16 protein-coding genes and 1 tRNA gene are annotated in these 19,988 nt (G+C 68.9%); 7 read left to right on the forward strand and 10 right to left on the reverse strand.

Translation table 11 applies throughout. The features are described 5' to 3' along the window. Window positions 1-172: 172 nt before the first annotated feature. Both ACZ5ZX_RS16110 and ACZ5ZX_RS16115 read left to right on the forward strand, forming a co-directional pair. Complete coding sequence (locus tag ACZ5ZX_RS16110) at window positions 173-1,315, forward strand: molecular chaperone DnaK (RefSeq protein ID WP_465502769.1); 1,143 nt, start codon at window positions 173-175, stop codon at window positions 1,313-1,315. Further along, complete coding sequence (locus ACZ5ZX_RS16115; protein WP_465502770.1) at window positions 1,312-3,672, forward strand: helix-turn-helix transcriptional regulator; 2,361 nt, start codon at window positions 1,312-1,314, stop codon at window positions 3,670-3,672. The genes ACZ5ZX_RS16110 and ACZ5ZX_RS16115 overlap by 4 nt, the downstream gene beginning before the upstream one ends. Here the strand turns inward: ACZ5ZX_RS16115 and ACZ5ZX_RS16120 are convergent. Next, a complete protein-coding gene (locus ACZ5ZX_RS16120) occupies window positions 3,669-4,373 on the reverse strand; it encodes a methyltransferase domain-containing protein (protein ID WP_465502771.1) in 705 nt (234 codons plus the stop codon). The two genes, ACZ5ZX_RS16115 and ACZ5ZX_RS16120, sit on opposite strands and share 4 nt — an antisense overlap. 173 nt (window positions 4,374-4,546) lie before the next feature. Between ACZ5ZX_RS16120 and ACZ5ZX_RS16125 the strand changes: the two genes are divergently transcribed. The 4 genes from ACZ5ZX_RS16125 to ACZ5ZX_RS16140 all read left to right on the forward strand — a co-directional run bounded on the left by ACZ5ZX_RS16125 (window position 4,547) and on the right by ACZ5ZX_RS16140 (window position 7,272). Beyond that, window positions 4,547-5,149 (forward strand): hypothetical protein, encoded by a 603-nt coding sequence (locus tag ACZ5ZX_RS16125; protein ID WP_465502772.1) that lies wholly within the window; start codon window positions 4,547-4,549, stop codon window positions 5,147-5,149. Window positions 5,150-5,157: 8 nt separating this feature from the next. Next, window positions 5,158-6,066 carry an ornithine cyclodeaminase family protein gene (locus ACZ5ZX_RS16130; RefSeq protein ID WP_465502773.1) on the forward strand — a complete coding sequence of 303 codons (909 nt, stop codon included), beginning with the start codon at window positions 5,158-5,160 and terminating at the stop codon, window positions 6,064-6,066. Window positions 6,067-6,138: 72 nt separating this feature from the next. After that, the gene (locus tag ACZ5ZX_RS16135; RefSeq protein WP_465502774.1) at window positions 6,139-6,432 is read left to right on the forward strand and encodes a hypothetical protein; all 294 of its coding nucleotides are present in this window, start codon (window positions 6,139-6,141) and stop codon (window positions 6,430-6,432) included. A gap of 45 nt (window positions 6,433-6,477) precedes the next feature. After that, window positions 6,478-7,272, forward strand: a complete 795-nt coding sequence (locus ACZ5ZX_RS16140) for a hypothetical protein (RefSeq protein ID WP_465502775.1) — start codon at window positions 6,478-6,480, stop codon at window positions 7,270-7,272. A 226-nt stretch (window positions 7,273-7,498) separates the two neighbouring features. Here the strand turns inward: ACZ5ZX_RS16140 and ACZ5ZX_RS16145 are convergent, their stop codons facing one another. The 9 genes from ACZ5ZX_RS16145 to ACZ5ZX_RS16185 all read right to left on the reverse strand — a co-directional run bounded on the left by ACZ5ZX_RS16145 (window position 7,499) and on the right by ACZ5ZX_RS16185 (window position 19,288). Then, entirely contained in the window at window positions 7,499-8,605 is a 1,107-nt protein-coding gene (locus tag ACZ5ZX_RS16145) for a peptidase inhibitor family I36 protein (RefSeq protein WP_465502776.1), read from the reverse strand. A 132-nt stretch (window positions 8,606-8,737) separates the two neighbouring features. Next, a complete protein-coding gene (locus ACZ5ZX_RS16150) occupies window positions 8,738-9,331 on the reverse strand; it encodes a hypothetical protein (protein ID WP_465502777.1) in 594 nt (197 codons plus the stop codon). Further along, the gene (locus tag ACZ5ZX_RS16155) at window positions 9,328-10,953 is read right to left on the reverse strand and encodes a hypothetical protein (RefSeq protein ID WP_465502778.1); all 1,626 of its coding nucleotides are present in this window, start codon (window positions 10,951-10,953) and stop codon (window positions 9,328-9,330) included. Before ACZ5ZX_RS16155 ends, ACZ5ZX_RS16150 begins: the two co-directional genes overlap by 4 nt. Further along, window positions 10,950-12,104: a toxic anion resistance protein gene (locus ACZ5ZX_RS16160; protein ID WP_465502779.1), complete on the reverse strand. Its 1,155-nt coding sequence runs from the start codon at window positions 12,102-12,104 to the stop codon at window positions 10,950-10,952. Before ACZ5ZX_RS16160 ends, ACZ5ZX_RS16155 begins: the two co-directional genes overlap by 4 nt. Beyond that, a complete protein-coding gene (locus ACZ5ZX_RS16165; RefSeq protein ID WP_465502780.1) occupies window positions 12,104-13,192 on the reverse strand; it encodes a hypothetical protein in 1,089 nt (362 codons plus the stop codon). Before ACZ5ZX_RS16165 ends, ACZ5ZX_RS16160 begins: the two co-directional genes overlap by 1 nt. Window positions 13,193-13,331: 139 nt before the next feature. Next, window positions 13,332-14,753, reverse strand: a complete 1,422-nt coding sequence (locus ACZ5ZX_RS16170; RefSeq protein ID WP_465502781.1) for an ATP-binding protein — start codon at window positions 14,751-14,753, stop codon at window positions 13,332-13,334. Next, window positions 14,750-16,405 carry an NAD(P)/FAD-dependent oxidoreductase gene (locus tag ACZ5ZX_RS16175; RefSeq protein ID WP_465502782.1) on the reverse strand — a complete coding sequence of 552 codons (1,656 nt, stop codon included), beginning with the start codon at window positions 16,403-16,405 and terminating at the stop codon, window positions 14,750-14,752. The genes ACZ5ZX_RS16170 and ACZ5ZX_RS16175 overlap by 4 nt, the downstream gene beginning before the upstream one ends. Before the next feature lie 77 nt (window positions 16,406-16,482). Then, window positions 16,483-17,037 (reverse strand): HdeD family acid-resistance protein, encoded by a 555-nt coding sequence (locus ACZ5ZX_RS16180; RefSeq protein WP_465502783.1) that lies wholly within the window; start codon window positions 17,035-17,037, stop codon window positions 16,483-16,485. A 97-nt stretch (window positions 17,038-17,134) separates the two neighbouring features. Next, window positions 17,135-19,288, reverse strand: coding sequence for an RICIN domain-containing protein (locus tag ACZ5ZX_RS16185; RefSeq protein ID WP_465502784.1), 2,154 nt, complete (start codon window positions 19,286-19,288; stop codon window positions 17,135-17,137). Window positions 19,289-19,557: 269 nt separating this feature from the next. On the opposite strand from ACZ5ZX_RS16185, the gene ACZ5ZX_RS16190 reads away from it, so the two are divergent. Beyond that, window positions 19,558-19,630, forward strand: a tRNA-Ala gene (locus ACZ5ZX_RS16190). Window positions 19,631-19,988 lie beyond the last annotated feature (358 nt).

The raw sequence follows: 19,988 nt of genomic DNA on the forward strand, positions 1-19,988 counted from the left end.
AGGGGATCGGTATGACATCGTTAGGGCGTTAGGGGCTTAACCGAGACGCGCCCCGTTGGGTTTAATGCCAGCTCTCACCCAGAAGGGTCAAGCCGTACGGGTGAATGGCCCTGGTTTGTCTTTAGGGGCCCAGTCGGTCCTTAGGGGCTGGTCAAGCGAAGGAGGATGCTCGTTGCCCTACGTCCTCGGCATCGATATCGCCTCGACCCGCACCACCGCCGCCACCTGCGCGCAGTCCGGCGACGGCTGGGGCACGCCGGAACCGTTGTGGCTCGGCGCGCGCGGCCCGGCCGCGGCGTCCGCGGTGTTCCTCGACGATGACGGCTACCTGCTCACCGGTGACGCGGCGGTCGAGGCCGGGCTGTCCGCGCCCGCCCGCCTGCTGACCGGGTTCCACGACCGGGTCGGCGACGACGTCCCGGTCATCGTCGGCGGTGAACGGTTCCCCGCCGAATCCCTCAGCGCCGTCCTCGTGGACGCCGCGGTGGACCAGGCGGCCGAGCGATTCGGGGAGAAACCGCAGCACATCGTGCTCACCCATCCCGTCGGCTGGGGCTCGTTCCGCCGCGACCTGCTGCGCCGGGCGCTGGCCGAAGCAGGCTTCCCCCGCGCCGCCCTGGTGGCGGCCCCCATCGCCGCGCTGCACGCGTACCTCGCCCCGCAGGGCGACGTCACCGCCGGTGTCTGCGAGTTCGGCCCGGACGGCGCGGTGGTCACGATCGCCACCGCCGGGATCAACGGCTGGCAGCCGGTCAAGACGATCGAAGGCGTCGACCCCGGTGAGGCCGTCGGCAAGGTCTTCGAACTCGCGCACGGCGCCGGGGTCCAGCCGCAGGCGCTGGCGGGCCTCGTGCTCGCCGGCGAGGCTCCCCCGGTTCCCGGACGGACCCCTTGCGCGCTCTTCGCCTCGAGTGACCCGGTGCTGACGGTGGCGACCGGGGCGGCGAACATCGCCGCACGACGTGACATTCCTCAACCCGGCGGTGCGCGATCGGATGCCGTCGCGACCGTGGAAACCACCTTGCTGCCCAGGGTGGACGCGGTTCCGGAGCTCACCGAGCGGCCGGAACGGCCCCCGGTGGACATCACGCCGTTCCCCTTGCCAGAACGCACCGGGGCGGCGAAACTGCTCAGCCGACGCAAGCCCCTCGTCGCCGCGGCCGCGGTCGTGGTACTGGCCGCGACCACCCTGCTGCTCACCCTGACCACTCGAGAAGCCACCGCGGACAAGGGACACCAAGCCCCTCCCGCTTCCAGCAGCTGCGCGCCGGCCACCCCCGGCGCTGCCACGACATCCCCCGAAGGTCGCTGTTGAACGCACTGCTCGACAAGCCCGGCATCATCCATCCGGATGCCCGGCGTCTGCTCGACGAGGTGATCGCCGCGCCGGAACTGACGGCGCGGGTCACCGTCGTCGCCCCCGGCGGGTACGGGAAGACCCATCTGCTCGGCCTGCTCGGACGCCACTACGCGAGCGCCGGGGTCGAGGCCTTGCTGATCGACGACGCCGACCAGCTCGACGACGACGAGATCGCGAAGATCAAAGCGAGAGCGGACGAAACGACCGCGCCGGTGGTGCTGGCGTTCCGCCCGACGGCGCGGACCAAAGCGCTGCGCCCGCTCGCGGACTCCTTCGGCCGGTCGGTGTCCTTGGGCGCGTTCGGCGTCGAGGACGTCCGGCGGCTCGTCGAGCAGGCAGGCGGTGACCCGGCCACGGCCGAAGCCGTCCACGCCAGAACCGGTGGGGTGCCGAGACTCGTGCTCCGCGCGGTCACCGGTCAGCTCGCGGATTTCCGCGCCGAGCTGGAACAACTCGACGACGACGTGCACCGCTACCTGATCGCGGCCGAAGCCGGGGCGGGCCGGAACCTCGATCTCCTGGCGGCCCTGCTCAACCGCGACCGCGACGGGCTCCCCGAGATCTTCGACGGTGCCAGGGCGACCGGGCTGCTCGGCGAGGACGACGCTCTGCTGCCGATCGCCGCCGAAGCCGTCCGCGCCTGGGGATCTCCGGGCCGACGCCTGACCGTGCTGCAGCGGCTGGTGGAACTCCAGCTGCGCGAAGGACTTCCGGTACTGGAGCTCGCCCGTTCCCTGCTGGGGACGGGAAGTTCGGGTGCGAGCGCGGCGGCGGCCTTCGAGGCGGCCGCGCGTGAGGCGATGCCCGACGACACGAAACTCGCGGCGCGGTTCTACGAAGCCGCGTCCGAGGCCGGTGGGCGCGGCGCGGCGCTCACCGTCGGCTGGGCGCACGCCGCGGCACTGGCCGGGGATCTCGACACCGCACTCCGGCTCGGTGACGGCCTGCTCGGCAACACCGACGACCCCGACGGCGTGGATGCCCGCGCCGCGGGCGCAGAAGTGGCCGGGACCGTGCTGGCGCATCGCGGCGAACTCGCGCACAGCGCGGAGCTGTATCAGTGGTCCGGCCGGGCCGGATCGAAGGCGTTCGCCGCGATCGCCTTGGTGGGCACCGGAAAACCGGAAGCCGCCCGCGGTGTGCTGGAGACCCCCGAGGTCCCGACCCTGTTCGCGGGCGCCGCCTCACGGATGGCGCGCGCGATCACCGACTCGGTCTCCGGCTGCGGCTCGGAAACCCTGTCGGCCCTGCTCGGCGCGGCGTCGATGCTGGAGTCGGCGGGGGCGCCCGCGCCGCTCCCGGACAGCCCGGCCGCGCTCGCGGCGTTGGTGGGGCTGCATTCCGGCGAACTCGCGCTGGCCGAATCGGTGCTGGCGCGCGCGGTGAGCGGACGGATCGGCGGCGACCTGCTCGCGAAACGGCACCGGCTGCTGCGGGGCTGGGTCGCGATGACCTCGGGGGACCTCAAGACGGCCGCCGAGGCCTTGATGCCGCCGGACGGTCTCGAAGCCCGCGACGAACTCTTCGCCGCCACGCTTCAGCTGGGCCTGGCGCGACGGGCGAGCGATCTGCCCGGGCTGCAACGGTCCTGGGACCGCGCGTATCAGGCGTCGATGCGCCAGCAGCCGGATCTGTATTCGTTGCTGCCACTGGGAGAACTCACCATCGCGGCCGCGCGGGCAGGCGCGAGCGCCAAACTCGCCGGACAGCTGGAGCGGGCGCATACCGTGCTCGACGCCCTCGGCAACCCTCCACTGTGGACGGCGACACTGCGCTGGCACGAACTGCACGCCGCCATCACCGTGGAAAACCACTCACTGGCCGAAGAGCATTTGGCCGCATTGAACGATTTCGCTTCCTGCGGCCGTTATCCGGCGGCGCTGGCCTCGGCCGCGACTGGCTGGCTCGCGGTGTTGACCGGGGACTTCGACCCCGAACCGATCACCGGGTCCGCGGCCGAACTGCACGAACTCGGGCTCTGCTGGGACGCGTCACGGCTGGCCGGTCAAGCGGCGATCCGGACCTCGGACCGGAAGGCGATGGTGCAGCTGCTCGAAGCGGCACGGCAGTTCCAGGGCCGCGCTCCGGAACCCGTCGCGGCGACCGGACTGAGCGCGTTGAGCGAACGCGAACTGGAGGTCGCCCGCCTGGTCGTCGACGGGCTGACCTACAAGCAGGCCGGGAGCAAACTGTTCATCTCCGGGAAGACCGTGGAGCACCATATGGCCCGGATCCGGGGGAAACTCGGGGCCGGGGACCGGCGGGAACTGCTGGCGATGCTGCGGGAACTGCTTCCCGCGACCGAGGACTAGCCTTCTCGGCCCGGTTTGAAGGCGGCGACGGCGCCCTGCCCGCCATCGCGCCAGACGACCTCGACGGTGTCGAAGGACCGGCCGCTCAACGCCCGCAGATGCCAGCCGGCCGGTGGATGCCACTCAGCCGAGACGGCGCCGTCGAAGAGGACGGCCCGTTCCGCCGCGGCCGGACCGAGCACCGGATCCGCCGCGACACCCGCCCACCAGTTCGCCCACGAGCCGTCGTCGACCGCGACCCGTTTTCCGGCGTCCGCGTCCGGCATGTCGTCCACTGTGACGAGGAATCCTCCGGGGCGGACGAGATCGGAGAGTTCGGCGTACACCTGAGTCAACCGCTCGGCGGGCAGATAGTGCAACGTCATGATCGCGACCACGACGTCGTAGCCGCCCGGCGGTAACGGATCGGTCCACACCGGGTCACGCAAATCGGCGCGCACCGGCCGGACGGCGGGCGGCAGCGTCGATCGGGCGATCGCGAGCATCACCGGATCGAAGTCGACCAGCGTGACCTCCGCCTGGGGGACGCGCTCGATCAGGCGGGCGCTGAAGGTACCGGTGCCGCCGCCGAGGTCGAGGACCCGCGGCGCCTTGGTTTCGCAGCGGGTTCGGATGAGGTCGATCATCCGGTTCATCGCTTGGTCCCGGCCCGGCTGGTACTTCGCCATGAGACGGTCCCAGCTGTCACCCCAGATGGTCATAGTGACAATGATAATCGATTTCTCGAAGGTGTGTCCCGCATTTGTTGCGGAACAGGACACGCGAGTGCGGGCTCCAGGCACGTGAGATCCGTGTCCGAGCACGCGAGTTACGCCTGCGAAGAGCTACGCTTCGGAGAACGGCGGCGTTTCCGACACCCTTGAGTTGATGCCTGATGACAGTCACGCCCGACGACCTCGACGCGGCGATAGCAAGTGTGACCGGCGGACTGCGCCAAGCGTCGGGTCGCGATTGGTCGGCGGCCCCTGGCACCGGCGAACTGAACGCCTGGCGGACCGCCGAGCACCTCGGTGACTGTCTCATCTCTTACGCCGCACTGCTGATCGCCCGGCCGTCGACACCGCGTTTCGTGTGTTTCGAAGCCGTCGCCGACCAGGCCGCGACACCGTCGGAGATGCTGGAATTCGTCACGGTCGGCGGCGGCATCCTGAGCGCCACCCTGCGCACGGCCGTCCCGGACGTCCGCGCGTATCACCCGAGCGGCCGCGCAGACCTCGAGGGTTTCGCCGGAATGGGCTGCGTCGAGGCACTCGTCCACGGCGAGGACATGGCGCGCGGCCTCGACGTCACCCTCGATCCCCCGAGGGAGGTGTGTTCCCGTGTCCTGGCGCGGATGTTCCCGGACGTGGACGCCGTCGGCCTCGATCCTTGGACCGCGTTGCTGTGGGCGACGGACCGGACGGAACTGCCAGGACGGCCGTCCCGGGCGGGCTGGCAGTGGCGGGGCGCGCCGCTGGACGACAGCGCGGCCGGTTAGGGGGCACGGTGCCACGAACCCTCAGCGACGACGAGGTCCGCGCGGCCGTCCCCATGCGGGACGCGGTCAAGGCCGTCCGTGACGCGTTCACCGAACTCGCGGCCGGGCATTTCACCCAGCCGGAACGGCTCGTCTTCGGCGGTGGCCGGGTGCTGGTGATGACGGCACACCACGACCCGTCGGGAACGGCGGTGGTCAAGACGCTCGGGATCCGGCTGGACCGTGATCCGGCCATCCTCGGCACCGTGGTGTGGACGGGCGCGGGCGCTCCGCTCGTCGCCGACGCGGCCGCCGTGACCACGTTGCGCACCGGCGCGGTCACCGGCGTCGCGACCGATCTGCTCGCCCCCGCCGACGCCGGAAACCTCGCGCTGCTCGGCTCCGGCGCGCAGGCGGCCGACCAGGTCCGCGCGATCGCCGCGGTGCGGGAACTGCGCGACGTCGCGATCCACGGCCGGACGCCCGCCAAGGCCCACGCGCTCGCCGATCGGCTCGCCGAGGAGTTCCCTGCCGTGTCCTTCCGGGTCACCGAGCGCGTCGAAGACGCCTTGGCGGACGCGGAGATCGTCAATTGCGCGACCTCGTCGGAAACCCCGCTCTTCGCCCTGTCCGACCTGCCGGAGAACGTCCACGTCAACGCGATCGGCTCGTTCCGGCCGTCGATGCGGGAACTGCCGGCCGAACTGCTGGCGACCGCGTCGCTCGTGCTGGTCGACCAGCTCGAAGCCGCGCTCGAAGAGGCGGGCGAGGTCATCCAGGCCGTCGCGGACGGCCTGCTCGAACGCGGGTCGATCGTGGAACTCGGCGCCGCTTTGCGAAAACCGCCCGCGGTCTCGGGTAGGACCGTGTTCAAGTCCGTCGGGGTCGCCGCGCAGGATTGGGCCATCGCACGGTCACTGGCGGCCTACGAGGAGTAGGTGAATACGGCCGATCGGCGCAACTTGGCTGGTGAAACGTTTGCCACCGCGGAATCCGGGAACTTTTCCGCTATGTCCAGATGGCGAACCACCAGCAGAAGCAACACGGCCGTACGGATCATCATCGGCGTCGGCGCGCTGTTCGCTTTCATCGAACTGCTGTACATGGTCATGGTGCTCGCAGGTGCCAACGCGGGCAACGGTTTCTTCATCTTCATCCAGTCACTGGCCGGTCCGCTGGCGTTGTTCTGGCCAGGCCTCTTCCCGGTGAGTGACCCGAACCTCGCGGTCATCCTCAACTACGGTCTGGCCGCGGCGTTCTGGGTGATCCTGGCGGGCGTCATCGCCCGTATCGCGGCCCGCTGACCCCCTGCGGCGGCGACCGGCGTCCCGTTCGGCGACACTGGACGGATGAGCGAAGGCAGACGGTTCGACCTGAACCCGCTTCCCGAGCTGTTCGGCCTGGCCGCCGCCGGGCGGGCGCTGTTGCCGAATGTGCCGCTGACCCCGGCCGCGGTGCTGAAGACCGTGACCGAACAGCTGGTCGGGCGCCGGTTGACGACCAAGGTGGACGGGCACGACGTCGGGCTCACCCTGACCGGACTCGACTACCAGGCCGACAGCCTCAGCCTCGCCGCCACCGGCCGGGTCGGTGACGTCCGCATTGTGGTGGAGGACGTCGACTGGCCGGACACGCCACTCGAGCGCATCACCGTTCTGGCGTCGAACGTCAGGCTCCGTTCGCTTCCCTCCCCGGCCGTCATCCCCGACCAGGTGAAGATGGCGATCCGGGTGGCTCCCGAGATCCTGCGGGAGCGGGTCGCCGAGGTCCGGCCGGGCATCATCGTCACCCCTGGCGAGGACGGGCACTTCCATGTCCACTGGGAGAAACGGCCCCGCTGGGGTCATCTCGCCCTGGAGTCCACTGTGGAGGGAGACGCCGTCGTCCTCCGGCCGATGGCCGTCCACATCGGACGGCGCCGGTTCGGGCCGCCCTCCCGCCTCAAGCCGATCGTGCTCCCGCTGCCGGAACTGCCGCGCGGGATCCGGCTCACCGCGGTCGAAGCGCACGACGGTCACCTCGTCCTGCAGGCCCTGGCCGACGAATGGCCGGAAAAGCTGTCCACCATCCCGCTCGGCGACCTGCTGGGCTGGGTGATGACGGCGGTGACCACGCTGACCCTGCCGCGACTCGGCGGCCGCTGACCCACGAACCGGCCCGCTGGGTCGGGTGGGTCGTGGGTGGGGGGTGGGGGTTTTTAACCACAAGCCCCCCCACCCCCCCCAGGCACGCCCCCCACCCGGGCGCGGGGTGAGGCGGCCCCCCCCCCCCCCCCCCCCGCGCCGGGGGGGGGGGGGGGGGTTTTGTGGGGTTTTTGGTTTAAAACCCCTAATCGCCACTCACGACCACCTGTACCGACGCCTCACCGGGCTAGCTGTGCAGCGGCCCCTCCGCGACGCGCACCGCGGGCGCGGCCGGCACCGAGGGAGCGGCCGAGGCACTTTCCGCCTGAGCCCCGCCGGAGGAACGCACGAGCCCGGCAGACTTCCCGCACACCTTCTTCTTCTCCTCCGAGGTCATCTTTTTGCCGACCGTCCTGGTCTGCCCCACGACACCGGGCGCCGGGCCCTCACCGCTGAAGTTCCAGACGTACCACTGGTGGTGACCCCACCGGCGCTTGTCGTACCACATGTCGTACGAGCCGCTGGCCACCCGCATCACCGGTGAGCGGTCCAGGCCAGCCCAGTAGCCCGGGTTGACCTCGATCCGGGTCTCGACGCTCTCGCTGGTCTCCCAGCCCCATTCCTGGCCCCACGTGCGCTTGTACGCGACCGACCAGTCGACGAGGAACTCGAAACCCGCGCTCACGCTGATCTCGTTCGACACCGTGTTCTTCCCGCTGCGGGTGTCGCGTTTGCCGATCACCTGGGTGATCTTGTTGGCGCTGCAGTTGTACACCGTGTCCACGCGGCCCCAGTCGCCGTAGAAGTCCTGGCCGCGCTGGTCGACGTGGGCGTTGCAGGTCTTGGTGGCGCGGCCGCAGTCCTTGAGCAGTTCGGCGCGCGACGGTCCGCGCGAGTACACCACCGAACTGCCGCGGTCGTTCATGTTCGACCCGTAGTTACCACTGTCGTTGGCGTACCATTCCTGGCTGCCGCCTTGGTATTCGGCGTGCTCGTACATCGTGATGTAGCAGTTGTTGAAGGTCTGGAACGAGGAGATCTTGTCGTTCCAGTCGCCGAGGAAGCCGATGGTCTGGTTGGTCCCCTCGACGCACGGCGACCCGGTGACGGCGACGCTCGCGCCGCCGAAGTTCGCGTGTTCGTAAAGCACGCTGATCACCGTCGCGGAGGCGCCGACCTTTCCGGCCTTCGCCGCGGCGAGCGACTCGCCGACGCTGTCGAAGCACCGGATCACTCCGGTCGCTGTGTCGGCGACACAGTGATCACCGCGCTGTTCGGCGTTCGCCGGGGTACCACCGGCGAGGCACATCACCGCCGCGGCCGCGGCGGCCGCCCAATGTCTGTACTTACGCACGTCTGAACTCCCTGAGGAAGACGGAACACCGACCACGACCTGATCGGCGTTACGCAGTCCACCACGGGAAATCGGGCGTGCCCATGCAGAATGACCGGCAGACTTTTTTCGCTTTCCGATGATCGGGACGCGCTAAGCCGATTCACCACGCTCGCGCAGATAGCGCGTGTGATCGGCCTGCTGGTGGACGTCGCCGGCGTAGAACCGTTCCGCGATGCGGTGCGCTTCGGTCTCCAAAAGCTCCAGTTGCGCGAGGAGTTCGTCGGAAGCGCTCGGCTCACCGGCCCGCCGTTTGCCCGCGAACCACCACGGCAGATTCAGGTAGGTCTCCACCGACAGCGGCAGATCCGTCCGCGCCAACCGGGTGACGGCGTGCTGGACGTCCGGGTTGGCCGCCCACCGCTCCGGCCGTGACAACATGTCGTCGATGATCCCGGCGATCCGCCGTACACCGTCCACAGAGGACTCCGGCATCCGCTGCGCTCGCTCGGTCACCTTGGCCACCAGCGAATCGAGATCCGCCCGGAGCTGCCCGGCTTCGACGACCGCGTCCACCCCCACCAGCCGGACCCGTTCGGGCGGCGCGAGCAGGGCGAACACCGCGTAGAGCCCCGCGACGACCACCGGCCACAGCCCGCCGACGACGCCGGTCAGGTACAGCACGAGCCCGATCAGCCCGCCGACGCAGCCGGCGAGGTTCTTCGTGGAGCCGAGGTACCGGATCATTGGTACCCGCGGATTTCCTGGAACACCTTGGGCAGCACGTCACCACGCGCGTCGAAGACGTTTCCGCCGGTGCGTTTCGCGACCTCGCTCAGTTCGGCGGAGTCACCCTCGCCGAAGATCACGGTGAACACCGGGATCTGCCGCATCGCCTCCGGCAATGCCGGGAACTTCCGCTGGAAGTCCGCGAACGTGGAGCCGCCCGCGTTCGCTCCGTCGGTCATCAGCACGATCGAGGTGAACCGGTCCGGGTCCCGGGCGACCAGCGGCCCCAGGATCTCATACGCGCAATCCAGGCTGTCGTAGATCGCGGTACCGCCGTCCGCGTCGAGGTCTTCGGCGAAATGCTTGATCTTGTCCAAGGTGGGTTGTGGATCGCCTTCCGGGACGACGAAGGTCTCCGGGCGGCCCGGCACCGTGTCGAACGGCAGCATCGTGACCTCTTCGCGGCTGCGGAACCGCCGGTACCGCCCGGTCAGCGAACCGTCGGCGCCGGTCAGCCCGGCGAGCGCGGTCCGCAGCGCCTCGATCCGGTCGCCCGCCATGGAGCCTGAGGTGTCGAGCACGTACAGCGTCCGCGAGGGTCGCCGGATCTTGTCGAAGTAGGCGCCCAGCAACGCGTCGACCGCTTGCTGCGTCGCCGGGAACGGCAGCTCGACGAGGTCCTTCCGCGCGAACTGCTGCCCGAGCTGGACGCCGGGCACGACGGGGCGGCGCTGCGTGGTCTCCATGATCTTGCGCTGCGTGTCCGGGGTGCGCAGCCGTTCGGCCAGCTTGCGGTGCGCGTCGCGCGCGTCGGAATTCGCGCTCTGCAACAACGTCAGCGGGTAATCGGCGGTGACGACGCCGTCGGAGGGGTACACCAGCGTCAGCGGTTCGGGGAGCTTCCCGCTCGCGTTCATCGACAGCAGGACGGACTCGTAGTTGATCAGGCCGTCGACCTTCTTGCCGGGATCCTGACCGGTCGCGCGCCGTTGGTATGCCTCGGAAAGCCAGCCGGACGAGCTCGCCGACATCGCCTGCGCGCTGAAGAACTCGGTCAGTTTCGGGGTGACGGAAGCGATCTGCTGGGCGTCGATGGCGTTACCCGCGCCCGCGAGCGCCGAGGCGACCCCGACCAGCGCCGAGAATCCGGAGTTCGACGCCGACGGATCGGTCATACCGTAGGTGAAGGTCTTCTTCCCGGCCTGTTCGGCGATTTCCCCCCAGCCCACCGGCCGCCCGGCCCAGCCGAGCCGCTGCGCCGCCGACGTGGAAAGCCCGAGCACCACCGGCGAACTCATGATCTTCGCCTGCTCTCCCAAGCGTTTCGCGGCTTCGGGAACGGCCGAGGGATAGCGGTTCGACGAGAACCAGACGGCGTCGTACTGGCCGTCCGCGTTCCCGCTCGCGAGCGATTCGGTGCCCTCCAGCGTCCCGGTGAACTGGAACTTGACCTTGACCCCGGTGGCCGCCGCTTCCTGCTCCAGCAGCGGTCGCATATCCGCCAGTTCGCTGCCCGCGAGCACCCGCAGAGTGCCGGGTTCGGCCTCCCCGAGTCCTTGCGTCCCGCCTTCACTCGAAGCACAGGAAACCAGCGACAGTGCGCAAACCGCGCTGATCGCCGTGACCGCCCAGCGTTTCACGATGCCCCCTCGGCCGTCGCCGTCTCGTGAGACCGGCGCAGATGGTCTTCGGCACGCCGGATCTCCCCGGACAACGCCTCCACGGTCGCCGCCATCGTCGAGACGGCCCCCGCCTTGAACTCGTCGATCGCGTCGATACTGCGATAGATCCGCTCGAACGACTCGCGGATCGTCGCCACCGCCACCGCCGGATCGCTGCCCGCGCGCTGGATCTCGGCGCTGCGCAGTTCCAGCAGTTCGGCGTTGGCCCTGATCAGCCCGTCGGTGGTGGCCTGTACGGCTTGGACCTCGTCGAGGACGTCGCGCTGCCCGGCGAGCGCGCCGCTCACCAGCAGGGCGACCCGCAGCGCCGCGACCGTGGTCGACACCGCCCGTTCGATCCCGCGGATCAGCTCGTCGTTGTTGCGCCGCACCAGATCCAGCGCCAGATAGCCCTGTGCGCTCACGGCCAGCTGGGTCAGCAGATCCTGATGCCGCAGCCGGATCGGATGCAGCGCGTCGGCCCGCAGCGCTTTCGCCCGCGCCGGATCGGTCAGATCGAAGATCTCCGCCTGCCGCTCGACCGCCGCGTCCACCGCCTCGGCGAAGGCGGCCGCCTCCGACAGCTTGCCGAGCGTCTTCCACAGCCGCTCCCGCTCACCCTTGAGCGCGGCGTTGTCGCGGCGGAGGACGTCTTGGCGCGCACGCAGGTCCAGTACCAGCGCGTTCACCGGCTCATTGGCGGCGCGGTAGCGATCCAATGCCTTCTTCGCGCTGCCCGCGACCGGGATCAGCCCCATCAGTTTCCGGCCGGTGATCGGCAGTTTCGCGGGATCGATCTCCGCGACGACCCGCCGCAGCCCGGCCAGGCTGACCGTCGCCTGCTGTTGTGGTGACCCGATTTCGGCCAGCGCCCGCGTCGAGCGATCGAGCAGCGCGCCCGCGACGGCCGCCGCCGCGCGCATGTCGGCCTCCCCGACCGCGAGCAGTTCGTCCAGGACGCGGGTGAACTCCGGCGATCGGACGTCGAGAGCTTCGAGCCGCCGCGCGAAACCCTCCGCGCGCTTCGCGACCTCAGCGTGGACCTCCGGCGCGAGAGTGACCAGGCCGGCGGCCCGCTCGGCCGGGATCGCCTCCACCGGTTCGGGTGGAGTGAGCGTGAAATCGTCCATCAGTACTGCTTCTTCACGGCGTCGAGCAGACGCTCCAGGGTTTCGAACGACGGCGGTTCGACGGCGTCCACCAGCTCGGCGGGCACCGGGGCCTTCGCCGCGGCGACGACGTCGGCGAACAACCGCGGGTCACCGGTGCGGAATCCGAAGGTGGCGGCGAGTTTCCCCAGTTCCGGATCGGTCGCCAGCAGCCTGCCGACCTGGTCGCCGTTCGGCTTGAGCGGGACGAGTGTGTGCTTCGAGTACACCGTCGGCGCGGTGTAGAGCAGGCGCATGTCCTGCCTGATCGAACCGTCGCCGCGCACCAGCCTGTCGACGAACTGCGACTCGTAGATGAGCGCCAGCGGCGTCTTGCCCATACCCGCGGCGAGGTAGTCCTCGAACGGCCCTTCGGTGCTGTTCTGCGTGTATCCCTGGTCGATGAACAGCTTCGACACCCCGGGCAGCACCTTCGCCTCGGCCTCCGGCGTGTTGACGACGTTGTTCCCGTTGGCGACGAAGGAAACGATCGACAGGTACATCGCCGCCGAATTCGACTCGCGCGGATCCGTGGTGGTGACCAGGACGTTCTTGCGCGCCGGGAAGGCGGTGTTGCCGGGCAGCTGATCCCAGCGTGTGCCCTTCTGCGTGAGTTCGAGGTACTTCGCGACGTCGAGGACCTGGTAGTCCCCGGCGCCCTTGCGCACGATCCCGTTGGCGGCCAGCAGGTTCACGATCGGTTCGAAGGTCGCGATCGCCATCGGCGACTGGAACGGCGTGTGCACTCCCGTCACCTGGTGATCGCGCTGGATCCGTTGCGCGGCCGGCGACGAGGACGGGAACGCGAACTCGTACTTCCCGAGGTCCATGCTCGCGATCTGCCGCGAACCCGCGGTGTCGACCTCGACCTTCAAGCCATGCCTGGCGAACGCGTCCGCCACCCGCTTGTCGGAGAAGAACGCGAGTTTCTCCGAACCGATGACCCCGCGCACGGTGGTCAGATCGGTACCCCGCGCGGTGTTCTCGTCACCGCCCCGGCCCCAGACGATCACGGCGACCACGGCCAGCAGCAGCACCACGGCCAGGCCGATCGACAGACGGCGTTTCACCGACCCACCCCCTCGTTCACAGGCCTGATCCTTCAGCCCGTTCACCTCTTTTGACGCGCGGGCGAGCCATTTCGAAATGAACGATCGATGAACGGAAGAAGTCGTCAGTTTCTGTCGAAACGTTGGGGCAGAAGGAAAATCAGATCACGGACTGCTCCGAGATCGGCAGGCAGACGGTGAACCGCGTTTTCCCCGGTTCCGAGTCGACGCGGAGGTCGCCCTGATGCCGTTCGACGATGATGCGCCACGAGATGTCCAGGCCGAGTCCGGTCCCCTGCCCCACCGGTTTGGTGGTGAAGAACGGTTCGAAGATCCGCTGCCGGATCTCCGCCGGGATCCCCGGGCCGGTGTCGCCGATCTCGACGTGCACGTGGTCGTTCACCCGGGACGTCCGCAGCGTCAGCGTGCCCTCGGCACCCATGGCGCCGAGCGCGTTGTCGACGACGTTCGTCCACACCTGGTTCAGTTCACCCGCGTACGCCGGGATCCTCGGCACCGTGTGGTCGTACTCCTTCACCACCCGGATGCCCGGCCCGATCTTCCCGGCGAGCATGACGAGGGTGGAGTCGAGCCCTTCGTGGACGTCGATCCATTGATGTGGCGCGCGGTCCATCTGGGAGTACTGCTTGGCCTTGCCGACCAGCACCGAGATCCGCGTCGTCGAGTCCTCGATCTCGCCCATCAGCATCTCGGTTTCGAGCGCGTACGCCAGCCAGCGGACGGCGCCGTCGAGGAAGGTCTCCCCCACCGATTCCAGCAACCGATCGAGATCGGGCACGGTCAGCCCGGCGCGGACGTAGATGTCGGCGAGATCCCAGCCCTGGTCGATGCCGTGCTCGTCGAACCAGTCGCCGATCTCGTCCTCGCGGTCGGCCTGCTGCATCGCGGTCAGCCTCGGCGCCGAAGAGACCTGCTTGACCAGCTGCTCCTGGATGTCGAGCAACTGCTCCAGCAGCGCCGGGTCGACGCTCTTCTTCGCCAGCATCGCGAGCTTGTGCCGCATCCCGGCGACGCGCTCCCGCAACGACGCCGTCGCGCGCACGGCGGCCGCGGCCGGGTTGTTGAGTTCGTGCGTGAGCCCGGCGGACAGCTCGCCGAGCGCGAGCAGGCGCCGCCGCGAACCGATCACGGTGTCGCTGTTGCGCCAGCCGAGGTACATGCCCTCCAGCAGATGCGTCGCCATCGGGAACCAGCGGCGGAACTCGGTGGCGAACTCGGCCGCGGGCAGGGTCAGGAAGGTGAGGTCGCTGACCGCGTGCACCGAAGCGCCGTAGGTGTGTTCGGTCTCCTGGTGCACGAAGAACTGCGTCGCGCCGCAGTACGCGCCGCGCTGGTCTGAGCGGACCACCTCGACCTCGGTGCCGCCGACGAGCCGCGTGATCCGCAGCGCGCCGGACAACAACAGATAGAAGCAGGTCGCGGGTTCACCCTCGCGGATGATCGTCTCGCCGCCGGTGTACCGCTCCAGCACGGCGTGCTCGTCGATCCAGTCGAGCTGTTCCTCGCTGAGATGCTCGAAGAGGAAGAGCCCGCGCAGTTCTTCCCTGGGCAGAACGCTCACTGTTCCTCCAAGTAGCGATGAACCAGGGTGACCGCCATGGCGCCTTCGCCGACGGCCGAGGCGACGCGTTTCACCGACGCCGCACGGACGTCACCGGCCACGAACACACCGGGGATGGACGACTCCAGGTAGTGCGGGTCGCGCTCCAGCGGCCAGCCGGGCGGCTGGGCGCCGTCGGTCAGCAGATCGGGTCCGGTCCGGACGAAACCGTGGTCGTCCCGCAGGATCTCCGTACCCAGCCAGTCGGTGCGCGGCGCGGCGCCGATGAAGATGAACAGATGCCCGGTGGGCACGGTCTCGGTGGTGGCGCCGTTCTCGCACAGGGTCAGCTGTTCGAGGTGGTCGTCGCCGTGTGCCTCGACCACCGTGGTCCGCGTGCGGACGTGGATGTTCTCGATCCCGGCGATCTGCTCGATCAGGTAGTGCGACATCGACGCTTCGAGCGACTGGCCGCGGACGAGGATGGTGACCTCGGCGGCGTGTTTGGAGAAGAACACCGCCGCCTGGCCCGCCGAGTTCGCGCCGCCGACGATGTAGACGTGCTCGCCCTTGCATTCGGGCGCCTCCGTGGCGGCGGAACCGTAGTAGACGCCGCGGCCGGTGAGTTCGGCGATGCCCGTGGCCTCCAGCGCGCGATAGGTGACGCCGCTGGCCAGCACCACCGCGTGCGCGGCGATCTCGGTCCCGTCGCCGAACAGGACCACGCGCGCCGAACCGCGCGCCTCCAAACCGACGACGTCGCGGGCGGTGAGCACCTCGGCGCCGAACTTCAGCGCCTGTCGCCGCGCGCGGTCGGTGAGCTGGGCACCGGAAACGCCGTCGGGGAAGCCGAGGTAGTTCTCGATCCGGGAGCTGGTGCCCGCCTGCCCGCCGGTGGCCTTGCGCTCGACGATGACCGTGCGCAGCCCCTCCGACGCGCCGTACACGGCCGCCCCGAGCCCGGCAGGCCCGCCGCCGATCACGATCAGGTCGTAGAACTCCTGCGCGGGCCGCGTGGAGAGACCGACGGCGTCGGCGAGTTCCGGCCCGGACGGCTGGCGCAGCACCGAGCCGTCCGGCGTGACCAGCACCGGGATGTCCTGCGGCGCGGCGTCCGCGGCCTCCAGGATCCGGCGGCCCTCGTCGTCGTCGACCGAGTACCAGCGATACGGCACGGCGTTGCGCGCCAGGAAGTCGCGCAGGTGGAACGACGGCGACGAGTACCGGTGGCCGATGAGCTTGATCTGGTCGACCGGCCGCTCCCCCACCGCGCGCCAGGTCTCCACCAGCGCGTCGATGACCGGGTAGAGCTTCTCCTCCGGCGGGTCCCACGGCTTGAGCAGGTAGTGGTCGACGTCGACGACGTTGATCGCCTGGATCGCGGCGTCGGTGTCGGCGTAGGCGGTCAGCAGGGCGCGGCGGGCGTTGGGGAACAGGTCCATCGCCTTCTCGAGGAAGACGATGCCGTCCATCTGCGGCATCCGGTAGTCGGCGAGGATCGCGGCCACCGCGTCACCGCGCAGCTTGATCTCGCGCAACGCCTCAAGGGCGTCGGCACCGGAATCGGCCCGGATGATCCGGTAGTCCTTCCCGTACCGTTTGCGCAGGTCGCGGGCGACCGAACGGGATACGGCGGGATCGTCGTCGACGGTCAACAGGATCGGCTGGCTCACCGGATCAGCCTAAGCGATCCCGGGTAGCGTCGGCTCATGCTCACCGACGCGGAGCACGTCCTCCACGACCGCACCGCTCAGGCTTTGGCGAGCTTCCGCAGCCGGAAGGCCAGCACGAGCAGGATCACGCCGTAGATCAGGGCGTAGATCCCGGCCAGCAGCGCGATCCCGTACGCGCCCGCGATCGGGTTGAACACGATCACGATGCCCGCGATCAGCGAGAGCGCGCCCGCCGCGATGAGGAACGCCTCGCCCTCGATCTGTTTGCGCAGCCGGATCGCGGCGACGATCTCGACGATGCCGGTGAAGATCGCCCAGAAGCCGACCAGCAGGGCGAGGACCAGCACCGTGATCCCCGGCCAGAGCAGGACCAGCACACCGGCGACGATGCCGAGTGCACCCAGCACCCCGTAGGCGGCACGGTGGGCGGCGTCGCCCGGCCGGAAGGCCTGCATCACGCCGCCGATGCCGTCGAAGATCGCGTAGATGCCGTAGATGATCGCCAGCGCCAGGACGGTCGTGCCCGGCCAGATCAGCGCGAGCACCCCGAACAGGACGGCGAAGACCCCGCGGACGGCGGCGAGCGGCCAGGCGAGGCGGGGTTCGATGGCGGTGAAACCGACGAGAGGCATGTCTCGAGTATCGAAGCGCCGGAGAGCGTCCGCGCGGCACGCCACCCGTTCGGGGGCCGGTGCGCGCCGCGACCGCCATCACGGCGCGCACCGGGGCTCAGGGATACGCGACGAGGTTGGCCACGTTCGTCCCCGAATTCGACGGTCCGCCGGTGTTGTTGATGACCCTGGCGATGGTCCCGTTCCCGCCGAGGGAGACGGTGACCATGCTGCGGAACCGCACGTTCGGGGTGTTCGGCACCTCGATGGCGCGATCGGCGACCACGCTCGGATTCACGTTGAAGTAGCAGTAACTGCCGAGCCCGTACGCCTGGTGGTCCGTCACCGAGTTCGCCACCTTGTAGGCCGCGTAACCGCGCGTCGACCCGTTCATCCAGGCGGCCTGATTCGGTGGGTCGTAAGGCATTTCGTTCTGGTAGAAGTACGTCCTGCCGCGGTTTCCGGTCCAGATCGTCTGGTACTTCTGGTAATGCTCGACGAACAGGCCGTACATCGTGACGTCGTCACCGTTGACGGTCAGGCCGGTGTCGGCGGTATTCGTGCCCCACCCGACCCCGCTGCCGTGGTCGGCGCGCCAGATCCACAGGTGGTCGCCGATGACGTCGTCACTGTTGACCACCAAACTGTTCGTGGCCTTCCCGACACCCGCCCCGCCGACGCGGAAGAACACGTCGTGCAACGAAATCGGGTTGGCCGCGTGGTCCTGCGCGGCGCCGGCCGGGCCGACCTCCATCAGCGTGTTCGAGTTCGTGGTGCCCGCGTCGATCAGTACACCGGCCACCTTGACGCCGTCGACGTCGGCCACCGTCATCGCGGTGATGCCGTTGTCCGGGACCAGCGTCGCCAGCCCGAGGCCGAGGACGACGGTGTCCGGCCTGGTCACGCGGAGCGTCTCGTTGAGGTGGTAGACGCCCGGCGTGATCAGGAGATCTTTCCCTTCCGCGAGGGCCGCGTTGAGCTGCGACGCCGTCGTGCCGGGCTTCGCGATGAAGAACCGGCTGATCGGCAGCGACGTCCCCGCTTGGTTGGCGCCCCACGTGATACCCGACGCGTTGGTGCGCGTGGAAGGCACGAAGACCTGGTACGCGCCCGCGCCGTCAACGTAGAGGAAGGGCTTCTCCCGCACGACCGGCGTCGTGTTCACCGTGGTGTACGGCGGATTCGGGAAACTGGTCGACGGCGCGCCGATGACACCGGCGAACACCATGTTCCAGTTGGAGCCGCTCCAGCCGCCGAACTGCGAGTTGCGCGAGATCCACTGCTGCTGCGAACCGGAACGGACCTGGCCGTCCACCTTGACGTCGGACATCCAGCCACCGCTGGACCAGCCGCCGTCGTCGAGCTGCAGATTGCCGCGGACGTGCATGCGCCGATAGGGCGCGGCCTGCGAAACGGCCCAGCGATCGGTGCCGCCGTTCGGGTTCACGGAGAGGTTTTCCGCGCCACGCCAGAAGTTCTGTGTCGCGTTGCCCTGGAACCAGTCGGCCTCGGCGTGCACCGCGCCGTTGATCGTCACGTTGTCCGGCGAGAGGCCGAGCCCGAGCACCTGCGTGTAGAACCCGACGTTGACGTCGACGTTGTACGAGCCCGGTTTGAACAGCAACGCCTTGCGGTTCGAGCCGAACTGGTTGGTCTCCTGCTGCGAGAACACGCTGTCGACCTGGGATTGGATCGCCGACTGCGACATACCGGGGTCGAAGACGAGCACGTTCGGCCCGAGATCGGGATTGGCGGTGCCGGTGACCGGCGTGAGCCGGAACGACTGCGCCCCGCTGCCGTTGCACGCGTACTGCTGCAGCTGAACGCTGTCCGCCGTCGACGCTCCCGGGATGTCGAGGCACTTTCCGCTGTTGCGGCTGACGAAGTGATACGTGCCACCGGATTCCTCGACCGGCTGCCACTGCTGGTTGTCGCCGCCGCCGTAGGCCCACAAGTGGATCAACCCGCCGTCCGCGGTCGACACGTCGGCGACGTCCCAGACCTGCGCCGGATCGTTGCGCGTGTTCACCCGGTAGTAGCCGCCGGAGGTCGGCTGGAACTGCCACTGCTGGGAGAAGGTCTGGTTGCACGCGTACTGCTGGACGACCGTCCCGTTCGCCGTCCCGGCGGCGCGCGCGTCCACACACTTCCCGCTGCCGGTCGTCACCGTGTACCAAGTGCCGGCCACGATGGCCGCCTGAGCCGTCGGAGCCACCACGATCAGTGCTCCGACCAGGGAAAACAGGGTTAACAGACCTGCTCTGGCCCTCATCAGGACCTCCTCCGCGTCATTCGGGCAGGGCGAGCTGAGGTGGAGCCCAGTGGAGACGCGGCGTAGCGGGCGGGGACCTCGGCGTCACGATGGTCGAAAACGTAACGGGGGTCACACACAGAGTCAATACACAACTAAAAATAAGGCTAAAAGATGCCGGTCAGCCCGGTTTCCGCCAGCCGCACCCTCGCAAGATGACCCCCGCGTGAACGGCCCTCGCGGGCGGTGTAATGTATGGACACACGAGATGCGGAGTACAACTTCGCTCCGGGGCTATGGCGCAGCTGGTAGCGCACCTCACTGGCAGTGAGGGGGTCAGGGGTTCGAGTCCCCTTAGCTCCACAATGACGAAACACCGCCCACCTGGCAGATCAGCCGAGGTAGGGCGGTTTTTTCGTTTGGCCCCATTTTGAGAATTGGTGCGGCGAATTTCAGTTACTGTTCAGTAGCTGCAGCAACTCTGGAGCACGCCATCCCACCCACGCCAACTGGGGTCACATCTTCTGTCCAGTTGCGTAACCCGACTGGGTAGTGCTCCCCGGGTTCCGCAAAGTGCGAAACCCGGTCGCACCGACGAGCTGCAGATTCCCTCGGATTAAAAGTTCCCTGCGCCACGGTGCCGGGGAGCGCCGCGAAGTATCGAACTGCGACCATCCGTGCAGGTCAACGCGGAGGAGCTTCACCCGCTTGCCCTGACTTG

Source organism: Amycolatopsis sp. NPDC033938, from assembly GCF_055575975.1.

Excerpts from the sequence above, each read along its gene's own strand:
- ACZ5ZX_RS16150 (WP_465502777.1), bottom strand. The coding sequence starts at position 9,331 with ATGATCCGGTACCTCGGCTCCACGAAGAACCTCGCCGGCTGCGTCGGC.
- ACZ5ZX_RS16120 (WP_465502771.1), bottom strand. The coding sequence starts at position 4,373 with ATGACCATCTGGGGTGACAGCTGGGACCGTCTCATGGCGAAGTACCAG.
- ACZ5ZX_RS16140 (WP_465502775.1), top strand. The coding sequence starts at position 6,478 with ATGAGCGAAGGCAGACGGTTCGACCTGAACCCGCTTCCCGAGCTGTTC.
- ACZ5ZX_RS16135 (WP_465502774.1), top strand. The coding sequence starts at position 6,139 with ATGTCCAGATGGCGAACCACCAGCAGAAGCAACACGGCCGTACGGATC.
- ACZ5ZX_RS16160 (WP_465502779.1), bottom strand. The coding sequence starts at position 12,104 with ATGGACGATTTCACGCTCACTCCACCCGAACCGGTGGAGGCGATCCCG.
- ACZ5ZX_RS16125 (WP_465502772.1), top strand. The coding sequence starts at position 4,547 with ATGACAGTCACGCCCGACGACCTCGACGCGGCGATAGCAAGTGTGACC.
- ACZ5ZX_RS16185 (WP_465502784.1), bottom strand. The coding sequence starts at position 19,288 with ATGAGGGCCAGAGCAGGTCTGTTAACCCTGTTTTCCCTGGTCGGAGCA.
- ACZ5ZX_RS16180 (WP_465502783.1), bottom strand. The coding sequence starts at position 17,037 with ATGCCTCTCGTCGGTTTCACCGCCATCGAACCCCGCCTCGCCTGGCCG.